The organism is Zobellella denitrificans (genome assembly GCF_002237365.1).
Classification (GTDB): Bacteria; Pseudomonadota; Gammaproteobacteria; order Enterobacterales; family Aeromonadaceae; genus Oceanimonas; species Oceanimonas denitrificans.
In genome coordinates this window covers 48285-62745 of sequence record NZ_NMUO01000011.1, presented here as the reverse complement: position 1 = coordinate 62745, position 14461 = coordinate 48285, and the positions used below count along the sequence as shown (strand labels likewise).

The 14461-nt window shown below is 64.1% G+C and carries 11 protein-coding genes; 5 read left to right on the top strand and 6 right to left on the bottom strand.

Annotation, left to right across the window (positions count from 1 at the left end):
* The coding region (locus tag CGX12_RS04380) for a fatty acid cis/trans isomerase (protein ID WP_176441996.1) at window positions 1–1860 on the bottom strand (1860 nt) is incomplete at its 3' end.
* 71 nt (window positions 1861–1931) lie between these two features.
* On the opposite strand from CGX12_RS04380, the gene CGX12_RS04375 reads away from it, so the two are divergent.
* Complete coding sequence (locus CGX12_RS04375; protein ID WP_094038676.1) at window positions 1932–2195, top strand: DUF1496 domain-containing protein; 264 nt, start codon at window positions 1932–1934, stop codon at window positions 2193–2195.
* Here CGX12_RS04375 and yfaE read toward each other — a convergent pair.
* From yfaE to ubiG, 5 genes are all read right to left on the bottom strand, one after another.
* Window positions 2192–2464: a class I ribonucleotide reductase maintenance protein YfaE gene (gene yfaE / locus CGX12_RS04370; protein WP_094038675.1), complete on the bottom strand. Its 273-nt coding sequence runs from the start codon at window positions 2462–2464 to the stop codon at window positions 2192–2194. The genes CGX12_RS04375 and yfaE overlap by 4 nt on opposite strands.
* On the bottom strand, window positions 2461–3594 hold the full coding sequence (gene nrdB, locus CGX12_RS04365) for a class Ia ribonucleoside-diphosphate reductase subunit beta (RefSeq protein ID WP_094038674.1): 1134 nt from the start codon (window positions 3592–3594) through the stop codon (window positions 2461–2463). The genes yfaE and nrdB overlap by 4 nt, the downstream gene beginning before the upstream one ends.
* A gap of 120 nt (window positions 3595–3714) precedes the next feature.
* Window positions 3715–5991, bottom strand: a complete 2277-nt coding sequence (gene nrdA, locus CGX12_RS04360; RefSeq protein WP_094038673.1) for a class 1a ribonucleoside-diphosphate reductase subunit alpha — start codon at window positions 5989–5991, stop codon at window positions 3715–3717.
* Window positions 5992–6331: 340 nt separating this feature from the next.
* The gene (locus tag CGX12_RS04355) at window positions 6332–7009 is read right to left on the bottom strand and encodes an HAD-IA family hydrolase (protein ID WP_094038672.1); all 678 of its coding nucleotides are present in this window, start codon (window positions 7007–7009) and stop codon (window positions 6332–6334) included.
* 3 nt (window positions 7010–7012) lie between these two features.
* Window positions 7013–7711 (bottom strand): bifunctional 2-polyprenyl-6-hydroxyphenol methylase/3-demethylubiquinol 3-O-methyltransferase UbiG, encoded by a 699-nt coding sequence (ubiG, locus tag CGX12_RS04350; RefSeq protein WP_094038671.1) that lies wholly within the window; start codon window positions 7709–7711, stop codon window positions 7013–7015.
* A gap of 153 nt (window positions 7712–7864) precedes the next feature.
* On the opposite strand from ubiG, the gene gyrA reads away from it, so the two are divergent.
* From gyrA to aroA, 4 genes are all read left to right on the top strand, one after another.
* On the top strand, window positions 7865–10513 hold the full coding sequence (gyrA, locus tag CGX12_RS04345; protein WP_094038670.1) for a DNA topoisomerase (ATP-hydrolyzing) subunit A: 2649 nt from the start codon (window positions 7865–7867) through the stop codon (window positions 10511–10513).
* Between the two features lie 182 nt (window positions 10514–10695).
* The gene (gene serC, locus CGX12_RS04340) at window positions 10696–11784 is read left to right on the top strand and encodes a 3-phosphoserine/phosphohydroxythreonine transaminase (RefSeq protein ID WP_094038669.1); all 1089 of its coding nucleotides are present in this window, start codon (window positions 10696–10698) and stop codon (window positions 11782–11784) included.
* Window positions 11785–11916: 132 nt separating this feature from the next.
* On the top strand, window positions 11917–13017 hold the full coding sequence (hisC, locus tag CGX12_RS04335; protein ID WP_198401729.1) for a histidinol-phosphate transaminase: 1101 nt from the start codon (window positions 11917–11919) through the stop codon (window positions 13015–13017).
* A 108-nt stretch (window positions 13018–13125) separates the two neighbouring features.
* A complete protein-coding gene (gene aroA, locus CGX12_RS04330) occupies window positions 13126–14412 on the top strand; it encodes a 3-phosphoshikimate 1-carboxyvinyltransferase (protein ID WP_094038668.1) in 1287 nt (428 codons plus the stop codon).
* The last annotated feature ends 49 nt before the right edge of the window (window positions 14413–14461 follow it).

Here is a 14461-nt window from a genome sequence, read left to right as displayed (position 1 = left end):
GGCGCAGGCTTGCCGGCGGCAGCGGTTGAGCCGCTCCGGCGGGCCGGCGACCGGGGCCAGGGTGGTGAGCACCTGGCGGCCGAAGTCGGCCAGGGGGGCCCTGGTGTCCACCGCGATACGGCTGGGGGTGCTTTCGTCCACGTCCGCATAGGTGGTGAACAGCTTGATGCGGGCGCTGTTGTCATACCATTTATGCAGCAGCGGGTTGCGTACCGGGGGCGGCAAAAAGCGCAGCAGGTTGGCCTCGGCGCCGTTGCGGATCAGATCGAAGTAGAGCCGGGTCTGGGCCTGGTGGGCCACGCTGCCGTAGACGTCGAAGTTGGCCACCAGGGCGTAGTAGGTGCGCTCCAGCAGCGGGTAGTCCATCACCCACAGGGTGGTGGGCAGGTCTCCCTGCCAGCCGCGCAGTACGCTGGCGCTGTCGTAGTGGCGGAAAATGGTGAGCAGGGCGTCCTGGTTGTGGCCGTCTCCGTCCCACAGGTGATCGAGTGATGGCCCCTGGGGATAGGTGCGGGCGTAGTCCTGCTGGCGGGCGGTCAGGTAGCGGTTGCGGGCGTCCCGGTGGGCTATCCAGTCCGGGCCCAGGCTCAGCAGATCCGAGGTCAGCCCGGGCAGGGCCAGCCATGCCTTTACCCGGGCACGGTGGTTGGCATCGGTCACGAAGAGGTCGTGCTGCGGGTGCTGGAAGCTCACCCAGAACTGATCGCGGATCACGTCGGTGGCGATCGGCCCCCGGCACACCGGGCCGCGGATAAAGGTGCGCACGAAGTATTCGGCGTTGTCCAGCAGGTACTGGTAGCGGGCCCGGGCGGGGATGGCGGCGTAGGTGGTGAAGGGATTGGCAGCGGCCTCGGGGCCGTAGCCGGGCAGGGTGGTGACCGTCCAGTCCGGCGCGAAGAACAGTTGCTCCAGCCGGGCCATTTTGGCCTCGCTCAGGGGATAGGTGATATGGGTCTTGTGCACCCGGCTTTCCAGCCGGGGCCGCAGCCGGTAGTAGAAGTCCCCCGCCACACCGTCGGTGGGGCGTACGGTCGGGATGATCGCGATGGGCTCCCCGGGCGGGGTGCGGGAGCGCACCAGCTCGAAGAACACCTGATCCTGGTCGCCCTCGAAATGCAGGTGGGCCAGAAACCAGTGCTCGTACAGGTAGCGGGCCACCAGCCGGTGGCGGTTGTCATCGCGGTTGAGCCAGTGCTCCCAGCGGCGGACTTCCCGCTCCAGGCCGGCGGACAGGGGCCGGGTTTGCTCGGGCACCCTTGCCCCCTGGGCCAGCCAGTCCACCAGCAACTGATACTCCTCGTCGCTCAGCCCGGTCACGGCAAAGGGCATGCCGGCCTGGGGATGCTTGGCGGCGAAGGCGTCGAACTCGTCGGCGTTCACGCACTGGTTGTTACGCTTGATGGAGATGTCCAGGCTGTCCGGCAGCCGTTCGTTGGCCGCCCAGGGGGCCTGATGGCCCAGGGCCAGCATCCGGGCCATCAGGGCGGGGGCCTCGGCCTGGCCGTCCAGCACGCTGAAGAAGCCGCGCTCCCGCCAGGCCGGTGTTCCTTCCGCATCCACATAAAGGCGGTTGGGCGGCGCGTCCTGGGTGCGGGTGCCGTCGTAGACCACCTGCTTGCTGGCGCCCCGCTGTACGCCCTCGTGGCTGGCGAGCTTGAGCTGGCAGGGGGCATCGTAGCAGGCGTGGCAGGCGATGCACTTGTGCTCGAAGATGGGCCTGATGTCCCGCTCGTAGTCCACCGGCCGGTCGCCGGGTGCCGGCAGCGACAGGGCCGGCGCCGAGGCCGGCTGGCGCAGCAGGAGGAAGAGGGTCGCGGCGAAGATCGGGACAAGCAATAGCAGCCAATGGGATTTTTTCATGTCGGGCCTTGTCGACGGGGTCTGGGACGGTGGTACCATGTGCCGGACCCGGGGTAAAGAGGAAGTTGACCATGATGATAAGAAAGCTGTGCTGGGGAGTGCTGCTGTTCAGTGCCGTGGCCGGGGCCAACCCCATCACGACCCGGCCGCCGGTGGAGCTGAATATTTCATCGGGGCTGGAGCCGGTGTGTTTCTACGCCGATCAGCGCTATTCGAAGGGATCCGTGATCACCGTGGGCGACCAGCTGTTTATCTGCGAGCGGGAAAAGTCCTTCGAGCAGAACGGCCGGCTGAGCTGGCACCCCTTCCCGCTGAAGGAAGAGGGCAGGCCCTAGGCCTGTTTTTTTATTTCCAGCAGGGGGATATCGAGGCTGACCGGCTCGGTCGGCCGGCAGCAGCAGGGCAGTATCTCCCCCTCGGCCAGGTAGGCGAGGGGGGCTTCATGGTAGGCCACCCGGCCGGCCAGCAGGGCGGTGCGACAGGAGCCGCAGTAGCCGCTGCGGCACTGGTATTCCACCGCGTGGCCGGTGCGCTCCAGCCCCTCGAGCAGGGTTTCCCCCGCCCGCAGTTCGAAGCTCAGTTCCCGGGTGCGGACTCGGCTCACAGCTCGAAGTCACCCAGATCGTCGTGGCTCACCTGGGAGTCAATCTGGCCTACCAGGTAGGAGCTCACCTCCACCTCCTGGGGCGCGACCTGGACGTTGTCGGACGACAGCCAGGCGTTGATCCAGGGGATAGGGTTCTGCTTGGCACCCTCAAAGGCGGGCGCCAGTCCCACCGCCTGCATGCGCAGGTTGGTGATGTATTCCACGTACTGGCACAGGATATCCTTGTTCAGGCCGATCATGGAGCCGTCCTTGAACAGGTATTCGGCCCATTCCTTCTCCTGGATGGCGGCGGCCTTGAACAGCTCGAAGCACTGCTGTTCGCAGTCGCGGGCCACCTGGGCCATCTCCGGATCGTCCTCGCCGGCGCGCAGGATATTGAGCATGTGCTGGGTGCCGGTCAGGTGCAGGGCCTCGTCCCGGGCGATCAGCTTGATGATCTTGGCGTTGCCTTCCATCAGCTCGCGCTCGGCAAAGGCGAAGGAGCAGGCGAAGCTCACGTAGAAGCGGATCGCCTCCAGGGCGTTGACGCACATCAGGCACAGGTAGAGCTTCTTCTTCAGCTCGTAGCGGTTGACGGTGACCTTGCGGCCCTTGATCTCGTGCTCGCCCTCACCGTAGAGGTGATAGAAGTTGGTGTACTCGATAAGCTCGTCGTAGTAGCCGGCGATGTCCCTGGCGCGCTTCTGGATATGTTCGTTCGCTACGATATCGTCGAACACCTTGGAGGGATCGTTGACGATATTGCGGATGATGTGGGTATAGGAGCGCGAGTGGATGGTCTCGGAGAAGGCCCAGGTCTCGATCCAGGTTTCCAGCTCGGGCAATGACACCAGCGGCAGCAGGGCCACGTTGGGGCTGCGGCCCTGGATGGAGTCGAGCAGGGTCTGGTACTTGAGGTTGCTGATAAAGATGTGCTTCTCGTGATCCGGCAGGGCCTGGTAGTCGATCCTGTCCTGGGACACGTCCACCTCTTCCGGACGCCAGAAGAAGGAGAGCTGCTTTTCGATCAGCTTCTCAAAAATTTCGTATTTCTGCTGGTCATAGCGGGCCACGTTCACCGGGTTGCCGAGGAACATGGGCTCTTTCATGTGATCGTTCTGAACTTGACTGAAAGTGGTGTAAGACATTTTTCTCGTTCCGCAAAGACAATGAGCGCAGTGCCGCTCAGCCCGCGTTGGCGGTAGTGAGCGACGCTGCGCACAGCGGCGAGGTGGCCCTCGCCGGGATTATTTGAGTGTGACGTTGCCTTAAATCTTGCAGGCACCGCCGGCGCAGCCGTCATCTTCCTGCATGTCGTTCTGGGCGTCTGCCGCACCGTCACGGGTGTTGTGGTAATACAGGGTCTTGAGCCCGAACTTGTAGGCGGTGAGCAGGTCTTTCAGCAACTGCTTCATCGGTACCCGGCCGCCCTCGAAGCGGGCCGGATCGTAGTTGGTGTTGGCGGAAATGGCCTGATCCACGAACTTCTGCATCACCCCCACCAGCTGCAGGTAGCCGTCGTTGGAGGGCATCTGCCACAGCAGCTCGTACTGGCCCTTGAGGCGCTCGTACTCGGGCACCACCTGCTTGAGGATGCCGTCCTTGGAGGCCTTGACCGACACCAGGCCTCGGGGCGGCTCTATGCCGTTGGTGGCGTTGGAGATCTGGCTCGAGGTCTCGGAGGGCATCAGCGCGGTCAGGGTGCTGTTGCGCAGGCCCACGGTTTTTATTTCCTCGCGCAGGCTTTCCCAGTCCAGGTGCAGCGGCTCGCTGCAGACGCCGTCCAGATCCTTCTTGTAGGTGTCGATGGGCAGTATGCCCTGGGCGTAGGTGGTTTCGTTGAAGGCCGGGCAGGCCCCGAACTCCCTGGCCAGCTGCACCGAGGCCTTCAGCAGGTAGTACTGGATGGCCTCGAAGGTCTTGTGGGTCAGGCCGATGGCGCTGCCGTCGGAATATCTGACGCCGTGCTTGGCCAGGTAGTAGGCGTAGTTGATCACGCCAATGCCCAGGGTCCGGCGGTTCATCGAGCCCTTGTGGGCGGCCAGCAGCGGGTAGTCCTGGTAGTCGAGCAGGGCGTCGAGGGCGCGTACCGCGAGCTCCGCCAGCTCTTCCAGGTCGTCCAGGCTGTCGATGGCGCCCAGGTTGAAGGCGGACAGGGTGCACAGGGCGATTTCGCCGTTCTCGTCGTTGATGTCCATCAGCGGCTTGGTGGGCAGGGCGATCTCCAGGCAGAGGTTGCTCTGGCGCACCGGGGCCACCGCCGGGTCGAAGGGGCTGTGGGTGTTGCAGTGATCCACGTTCTGGATATAGATGCGGCCGGTACCGGCGCGTTCCTGCATCATCAGCGAGAACAGCTCCAGCGCCTTGACGGTGCGCTTGCGGATGCTGTCGTCGGCTTCGTACTTGACGTACAGTTCCTCGAATTTCGCCTGATCCTCGAAGAAGGCGTCGTACAGGCCGGGCACGTCGGAGGGGCTGAACAGGGTGATGTCGCCGCCCTTGATCAGGCGCTGGTACATCAGCCGGTTGATCTGCACGCCGTAGTCCATGTGGCGGACCCGGTTCTCTTCCACGCCGCGGTTGTTCTTGAGCACCAGCAGGGATTCCACCTCCAGGTGCCACAGGGGGTAGAACAGGGTGGCGGCACCGCCGCGCACGCCGCCCTGGGAGCAGCATTTGACCGCGGTCTGGAAGTGCTTGTAGAAGGGGATGCAGCCGGTGTGGAAGGCCTCGCCGCCACGGATGGGGCTGCCGAGCGCCCGGATGCGGCCGGCGTTGATGCCGATGCCGGCGCGCTGGGACACATAGCGCACGATGGCGCCGGAGGTGGCGTTGATGGAATCCAGGCTGTCGCCGCACTCGATCAGCACGCAGGAGCTGAACTGGCGGGTGGGGGTGCGCACGCCGGACATGATGGGCGTGGGCAGGGAGATCTTGAACTGGGACACCGCGTCATAGAAGCGGGTGATATAGTCCAGCCGGGTCGCCTTGGGGTACTTGGAGAACAGGCAGGCGGCCACCAGCATGTACAGGAACTGGGGGCTTTCGTAGATGGCGCCGGTGACCCGGTTCTGCACCAGGTACTTGCCTTCGAGCTGCTTGACCGCGGCGTAGGAGAAGTCCATGTCGCGCTCGTGGTGCAGGCGGGCGTTCAGGGTCTCGAATTCCTCGCGGCTGTAGTCGGCCAGGATATGCTGGTCGTACTTGCCCATCTCGGTGAGCCTGACCACATGGTCGTAGAAGTGGGGCGGCTCGAACTGGCCGTAGGCCTTCTTGCGCAGGTGGAACATGGCCAGGCGGGCGGCCAGGTACTGGTAGTCCGGGCTCTGTTCGGAGATCAGATCGGCGGCGGCCTTGATGATGGTCTCGTGAATGTCTTCGGTGCGGATGCCGTCGTAGAACTGGATATGGGAGCGCAGCTCCACCTGGGAGACGGAGACATTGTCCAGGCCCTCGGCGGCCCAGGTGATGACCCTGTGGATCTTGTCCAGATCGATGGGCTCCTTGGCGCCGGAGCGTTTGGTGACCAGCAGATGTTTGTTCATAAGGCGGACCTTCTCCCAGTGGTGTTGTGTCTGCTCCGGCAAAACCCGTGCGGCCAGCCACCCTATATAGTGTGGTCGGCAACCGGAGGAAGCACAACATCTAGTTGTGATATTGAGGATGGGCACAATATAGTGGGTTACCCCCCGATTCTCAAGCCGGCGGCCACGCGCAAATCTTGTGGATAATCTGTGATCTTCGGGCTTGGGTTTGCACTCACTAACTTCTGCTCCGTTGGGAGTCTGGCGCTGGCCGGCGGCTGTCGTTTTTATGGTCGGGAGGAAACTTTTTTTGAAAAATTTGGCTTGCAAAAAAAGGCGTTTGGGGATCCCGCCGGAACTTTCAGCAGGTGGCGCCGAATGCGCCTTGCAGCCAGTGCTGCAGGGCCGGCACCGAGTCGAGCCGGTGGTCCGCCCGCCAGTCGTCCGGGTGTTCGCCGGCCGAGATATAGCCCCAGGCGGCGGCGATGGTCACCATGCCGGCGGCCCGGCCCGCTTCTATGTCGCGCCTGTGGTCGCCCACATAGACGCACTGGGCCGCCGCCACCGCCAGCCGTCCGGCGGCGTGGAGCAGGGGGGCCGGATGCGGTTTTTTCTGGGGCAGGGTGTCGGCGCTGACGGTGACGCCGCAGCCGGCGAACAGCGGCAGCCCGGCCAGCAGCGGCTCGGTCAGGGCGGCCGGCTTGTTGGTGACCACCCCCCAGGGAATGCGGCGTTGGTCGAGCCAGCCGAGTAGCTCCGCCACCCCGTCGTAGGGGCGGGTATGGCGGCAGAGGTTTTCGCCGTAAAAGGCCAGCATCCGCCGGCGCAGCTGCTCCAGCCCGTGCTGCTCGATCAGCGCCGGGTGGATGCCGGCCTGGAGCAGGGCGTAGGCACCGTCCGAGGTGGTGCGGCTCAGCACCTCGGCGGAAAGCGGCGGCAGTCCCAGGGCGGTGATGACATGGTTGGCGGCCGCGCCCATGTCGCCCGCCGTGTCCAGCAGGGTACCGTCGAGATCGAACAACACCGCCTTAACCTGCATGGCTTACTCCGGCTTGATGGCGTGGACCATGTAGTTGACGTCCGCGTCCCGGCTCAGCTTGAAATCGCCGGTCAGGGGCCGGTAGACCACGCCGCTGATGTCCTTCACCACCAGGCCGGCCCGTTCGATATAAGTGCACAGCTCGGCGGGGGTGATGAACTTGCGATGATCGTGGGTGCCCTTCGGCACCATTTTCAGCAGGTGCTCGGCCACCCCTATCATCAGCAGCCAGGCCTTGGGGTTGCGGTTGATGGTGGAAAACACCAGGGTGGCGCCGGGTTTGGCCAGCTCGGCGCAGGCCTGCACCACCGAGGCGGGCTCGGGTACGTGCTCCAGCATTTCCATGCAGGTGACCAGGTCGAACTGTCCGGGCTGCTCTGCGGCCAGCTGCTCGGCGGTGCCCTGACGATAATTGACGCTCACCCCGGCTTCCAGGGCATGCAGGCGGGCCACCGCCAGCGGCTCGCGGCCCATGTCCACCCCGGTGACCTCGGCGCCTTCCCGGGCCATGCTCTCGCTCAGGATGCCGCCGCCGCAGCCGATGTCGATCACCTGCTTGCCGAACAGGCCGCCGGCCTTGTCGGCTATCCAGTCCAGGCGCAGGGGGTTGAGCCGGTGCAGGGGCTTGAAGTCGCCCTCCGGATCCCACCAGCGGGAGGCCATGGCCTCGAATTTGTCGATTTCCTGTTGATCTACGTTCATGGTCAAAGCCTTAAAGCCGGGCACACTGAGGAGGCCATTATAACCAAGCGGCCTGTCGCCGCCAGCTTCCCTGCTCCCGTCGGGCCGGAACTGTGCTAGAATGGCGCGTTTTTCAAAGCCATATAATCAATAAAATTGGGGACAAGGCTTGCTATGACCGATCTGGCCCGAGAAATCATGCCGATAAACATCGAGGAAGAGCTCAAGCGCTCCTACCTGGATTACGCCATGAGCGTGATCGTGGGACGGGCCCTTCCCGATGTGCGAGATGGTTTGAAGCCGGTGCATCGCCGTGTGCTGTTCGCCATGAACGAGCTCGGCAACGACTGGAACAAGCCCTACAAGAAATCCGCCCGCGTGGTGGGTGACGTAATAGGTAAATACCACCCCCACGGCGACAGCGCGGTATACGACACCATAGTGCGGATGGCGCAGGACTTTTCCATGCGCTACACCCTGGTCGACGGCCAGGGCAACTTCGGCTCGGTGGACGGCGATTCCGCCGCCGCCATGCGTTACACCGAAGTGCGCATGGACAAGATTGCCCACGAGCTGCTGGCGGATCTGGACAAGGAAACCGTCGACTGGGTGCCCAACTACGACGGCACCGAGATGATACCGGCGGTGATGCCGACCAAGGTGCCGAACCTGCTGGTCAACGGCTCTTCCGGCATCGCCGTGGGCATGGCCACCAATATCCCGCCCCACAACCTCAACGAGGTGGTGGACGGCTGCCTGGCGCTGATCGACGACGAGCACATCACGGTCGACCAGCTGATCGAGCTGATCCCGGGTCCGGATTTCCCCACCGGCGGCATCATCAACGGCAAGTCCGGCATTATCGACGCCTACCGCACCGGCCGTGGCAAGATCTATGTGCGCGCCCTGGCCGAGATCGAGACCGACGAGAAGAGCGGGCGCGAGACCATCATCGTCTCCGAGCTGCCCTACCAGGTGAACAAGGCACGGCTGATTGAAAAAATCGCCGAGCTGGTCAAGGAAAAGCGCATCGAGGGCATCTCCGCCCTGCGTGACGAGTCCGACAAGGACGGCATGCGCATCGTGATCGAAATCCGCCGGGGCGAAGTGGGGGAGGTGATCCTCAACAACCTCTACGCCCAGACCCAGATGCAGACGGTGTTCGGCATCAACATGGTGGCGCTGGACAACAACCAGCCGCGCACCTTCAACCTGAAGGAAATGCTGGAGTGCTTTATCCAGCACCGGCGCGAAGTGGTCACCCGCCGCACCATCTTCGAACTGCGCAAGGCGCGGGATCGGGCCCACATCCTGGAAGGCCTGGCCATCGCCCTGGCCAACATCGACCCGGTGATCGAGCTTATCCGCCGCTCGCCGACCCCGGCGGAGGCCAAGGCCGGGCTGCTGGCCCAGGGCTGGGCGCTCGGCAACGTGGCCAGTATGCTGGAGCGGGCCGGTGACGACGCCGCCCGTCCGGAATGGCTGGAGCCCGAATACGGCATCCGCGACGGTCACTATTACCTGACCGAGCAGCAGGCCCAGGCCATCCTGGATCTGCGCCTGCACCGCCTGACCGGCCTCGAGCACGAGAAGATCCTGGAAGAATACAAGGCGCTGCTGGAGCAGATCGCCGAGCTGCTGCATATCCTCAACAGCACCGTCCGCCTGATGGAGGTGATCCGCGAGGAGCTGGAAGCGCTCAAGGAACAATTCGGCGATGCCCGCCGCACCGAGATCACCACCTCCAGCGCCGAGATCAATATCGAAGACCTGATCACCCAGGAAGACGTGGTGGTCACCCTGTCCCACCAGGGCTATGTGAAGTACCAGCCGTTGTCCGACTACGAGGCCCAGCGCCGGGGTGGGCGCGGCAAGTCGGCGACCAGCATCAAGGAAGAGGATTTCGTCGAGCGCCTGCTGGTGGCCAACACCCACGACACCATTTTGTGCTTCTCTACCGCCGGCAAGGTGTACTGGCTCAAGGTCTATCAGTTGCCCGAAGCCAGCCGCGCCGCCCGCGGCCGGCCCATCGTCAACCTGCTGCCGCTGGATCAGGGTGAGCGCATCACCGCCATACTGCCGGTCAAGGAATACGCCGACGACAAGTACGTGTTCTTCGCCACCGCCGACGGCACCGTCAAGAAGACCAGCCTGTCCGCCTTCAGCCGGCCGCTGGCCTCCGGCATCCGCGCCATCAACCTGAAGGACGGGGATGAGCTGATCGGGGTCGACATCACCGACGGCAGCAACGAGATCATGCTGTTCTCCGCCGCCGGCAAGGTGGTGCGTTTCGCCGAGGGCGGCGGTCGCGCCGAGGCCGAGGGGGCCGATGAGGGCGAGGAGCAGGCCGACGAGGCCGCCGCCGGTGGCTCCAAGGGCGTGCGTCCCATGGGACGCACCGCCTCCGGGGTACGCGGCATCCGCCTGGCCGAGGGGGATCGGGTGGTCTCCCTCATCGTGCCCCGCGGCGACGGTGCCATCCTTACCGCCACCGCCAATGGCTATGGCAAGCGTACCGGCCTCGACGAGTACCCCACCAAGAGCCGGGCTACCCAGGGCGTGGTCTCCATCAAGGTGAGCGAGCGCAACGGCGAGGTGGTGGGTGCCATCCAGGTGGATGAAAGCAATGAAATCATGCTGATCACCAACGGTGGCACCCTGGTGCGCACCCGGGTGTCCGAAGTCAGCCTGATCAGCCGCAACACCGCCGGTGTTCGCCTGATCCGCACCGGCGAGGATGAACAGGTGGTGGGCCTGCAGCGCATTGAGGAAACCGAGGACGACGAGCTGGCCGAAGGCCAGGACGGCGCGGCCGAGGAGTAAATGCACAGGGGGCCTTTGGCCCCCTTTTGTTCGGGTAAAAACCTGACCCGAAAATCATTTTGACTCGGTGGCTCGCCGCCGTGTAAAAGCTAGTAATAAAGCAGCGCAGGTCGGGGAGGGGATGCCCCCTTTCCGCCGGGCGCTGTCGCCACTTTGGTTCAAATGAGGGTAACCCAGGGAAAATGGAGAAGATGGTTTATAACTTCAGCGCAGGCCCGGCCATGCTGCCGGTAGAGGTAATGAAACAGGCCCAGGCCGAGTTCCGTGACTTTCACGGCCTGGGCGTGTCGGTGATGGAGCTGAGCCATCGTGGGGCCGACTATATGGCGGTGGCGGCCGAGGCCGAGCAGGACCTGCGGGATCTGATGCAGATCCCCGACAACTACAAGGTGCTGTTCCTGCAGGGCGGCGGCCGGGGCCAGTTTGCCGCCGTGCCGCTCAACCTGATGGGCATCAACGCCAAGGCCGACTACATCGTCACCGGCCAGTGGTCCAAATCCGCCGTGGCCGAAGCCGAGAAGGTGGGGGACGTGCGGGTACTGGAAGGGCTCAAGACCGCCGAAGACGGCCGCCAGGGCCTGGCCACCAGCTGGGCGCTGGACTCCACCGCCGCCTATGTGCACTACTGCCCGAATGAAACCATCGAAGGCATCGAGTACAACTTTATTCCCGATACCGGCGACGTGCCCCTGGTGGCGGACATGTCCTCCACCATCCTCTCCCGTCCCATCGACGTGACCAGGTTCGGCATCATCTATGCCGGCGCCCAGAAGAACATCGGCCCTTCCGGTCTGGCGGTGGTCATCGTGCGCGAGGACCTGCTTAGCCAGGCCTGCCCCCAGGTGCCGGGCATTCTGGACTACGCCGCCATGGCCAAGGCCGACTCCATGCTCAACACCCCGCCCACCTATGCCTGGTATCTGGCCGGCCTGGTGTTCAAGTGGCTGAAGGCGCAGGGCGGGCTGGAGGCCATGGGCGAGCGCAACAAGGCCAAGGCCGAGCTGCTGTACAACTACGTGGATGCCAGCGACTTCTACCGCAACGAGGTGCATCCCAGCGCTCGCTCCTGGATGAACATCCCCTTCCAGCTGAAGGACGACAGCCTGAACGACGCCTTCCTGAAGGGGGCCAAGGCCGAGGGTCTGCTGGCGCTCAAGGGGCACCGCATCGTGGGCGGCATGCGCGCCAGCCTGTACAACGCCATGCCCATCGAAGGGGTGCAGGCGCTGGTCGCCTATATGGACAAGTTTGCCAAGCAGCACGGAAGCTAAAGCTTGAAGCCGTAAGCGGTAAGCTGGAAGAAAAAACAGCGTCATGTGAAAAGGCGGCACCGCGCTGTAGCCGCCACTTCAGTTGGCGGGCCTTGTTGTGCAAGGCCATTGGAACAGATACAAGGAGTCACCGTGAGTATTGATTTTCTGGCCCTGGCCAACCCCGGGGTGGAGGGGCTGCACCCTTACCAGCCGGGCAAGCCGGTGGAAGAGCTGGAGCGCGAGCTCGGTATCAGCAACAGCGTGAAACTGGCCTCCAACGAAAACCCTCTGGGGCTGGGGCCCAAGGCCCGGGCCGCCATTGAACGCGCCCTGCCGGAGCTGGCCCGTTACCCGGACGCCAACGGTTTTGCGCTGAAGGCCAAGCTGGCAGACAAGCTCGGCGTCCACCGCGAGCAGCTGATCCTCGGCAACGGCTCCAACGAGCTGATCGACCTGGTGTTCCACACCTTCGTGTCGCCCGGGCAGCAGGTGGTGTATTCCCAGTACACCTTTATCGTCTACGCCCTGGCCACCCAGGCCCATGGTGCCGAGGCGGTGGTGGTGCCGGCCAGGGACTTCGGGCACGATCTCGAGGCCATGGCGGCGGCCATCACCCCGGCGACCCGGCTGGTGTGCATCACCAACCCCAACAACCCGACCGGCACCTTCGTCGGCGCGGCCGAGATCCAGGCCTTTATGGACAAGGTGCCGGCCCAGGTGCTGGTGGTGCTGGACGAGGCCTATACCGAGTATGTGGCGGAAGACGAGCGGATCCCGTCCATCGACTGGCTGGCCCGTTATCCCAACCTGATCGTGTCGCGCACCTTCTCCAAGGCCTATGGCCTGGCGGGGCTGCGGGTGGGCTACATGGTCTGCCATCCGGAGCTGGTGGCGGTGCTCAACCGGGTGCGCGAACCCTTCAATTGCAACAGCCTTGCCCTGGCGGCGGCGGAAGCGGCGCTGGACGACGAGGACTACCTCAACCAGGCGGTGGAACTGAACCGGCGGGAGATGGCGCGCTACGAGGCGTTCTTCCAGGAGCAGGGCCTGAAATACATTCCTTCCCGGGCCAACTTCATCACCCTGGATCTGCAGCGGGAAGCCGGGCCTGTGTATGAGGCGCTGCTGCGCGAAGGCGTCATCGTACGGCCCATCGCCGGCTACGGCCTGCCGACCTGCCTGCGCATCAGCATCGGTCTCGAGCACGAGAACCAGCGTTGCCTGGAAGCCCTGGCCAAGGTGCTGGGCTGAGGGAAGGCCGGTGCAAACCGGCCTTTTGTTTATCTTGCCCTGATGCACCAGCCCTGTTAACGTCTAGAAAGCTTCAGTTGTTGTTTACCCCGAATCTCCAGGAATCATATGGAAAGCCTCAAACTATCCCCTATCGCCCGGGTGGAGGGCACCGTCAACCTGCCCGGCTCCAAGTCCGTGTCCAACCGGGCCTTGCTGCTCGCGGCACTGGCCCAGGGCACCACCCGCCTGACCAACCTGCTCGACAGCGATGACATCCGTCACATGCTGGATGCCCTCAAGATCCTGGGGGTGCAGTACGAGCTGTCGGACGACAAGACCGAATGCGTGGTGCATGGTCTGGGCCGGGCGTTCAGCGTGAAGGAGCCGGTTTCCCTGTTCCTCGGCAATGCCGGCACCGCCATGCGCCCCCTGTGCGCCGCCCTGTGCCTGGGTACCGGCGAGTTCACCCTGACCGGCGAGCCGCGCATGTGGGAGCGGCCCATCGGCCACCTGGTGGATGCCCTGCGCGAAGCGGGCGCCGACATCAGCTACCTCAAGACCGACGGCTATCCGCCGGTGTTTATCAACGGCAAGGGCCTGTGGGGCGGCGATGTGCACATCGACGGCTCCGTTTCCAGCCAGTTCCTGACCGCCCTGCTGATGGCGGCCCCCATGGCCTCCGGCGATACCCGCATCCATATCAAGGGCGAGCTGGTGTCCAAGCCCTATATCGACATCACCCTGCACATCATGAAACAGTTCGGGGTGAGGGTGGAGCACGATAACTACCAGGTGTTCTATATCCAGGGCAACCAGGGCTATGTGTCGCCGGGGACCTTCCTGGTGGAAGGGGACGCCTCTTCCGCTTCCTACTTCCTGGCGGCGGGCGCCATCAAGGGCAAGGTTCGGGTGACCGGCATCGGCCGCCACAGCATCCAGGGCGATATCCGTTTCGCCGATGTGCTGGAGGCCATGGGGGCACGCATCACCTGGGGCGATGACTTTATCGAGGCCGAGCACGTGGCACCGCTCAAGGCGGTGGACATGGACATGAACCATATTCCCGACGCCGCCATGACCATCGCCACCACCGCCCTGTTTGCCGAGGGCACCACCCGTATCCGCAATATCTACAACTGGCGGGTGAAGGAAACCGACCGGCTGTTCGCCATGGCCACCGAGCTGCGCAAACTCGGGGTCGAGGTGGAGGAAGGGGAGGATTACCTGGTGGTGACGCCGGCCACCAAGCTGCAGGAAGCGGAGATCGCCACCTACAACGATCACCGCATCGCCATGTGCTTCTCGCTGGTGGCCCTGAGCGACACCCCCGTGGTGATCCTGGATCCCAAGTGCACCTCCAAGACCTTCCCGGACTATTTCGACAAGCTGGCCAGCATCAGCCAGGCCGAGTAAGCCGGTTTCTTGCCCCGCTGCGGTGGGGCTTTATCATTGCTTCCCGCTT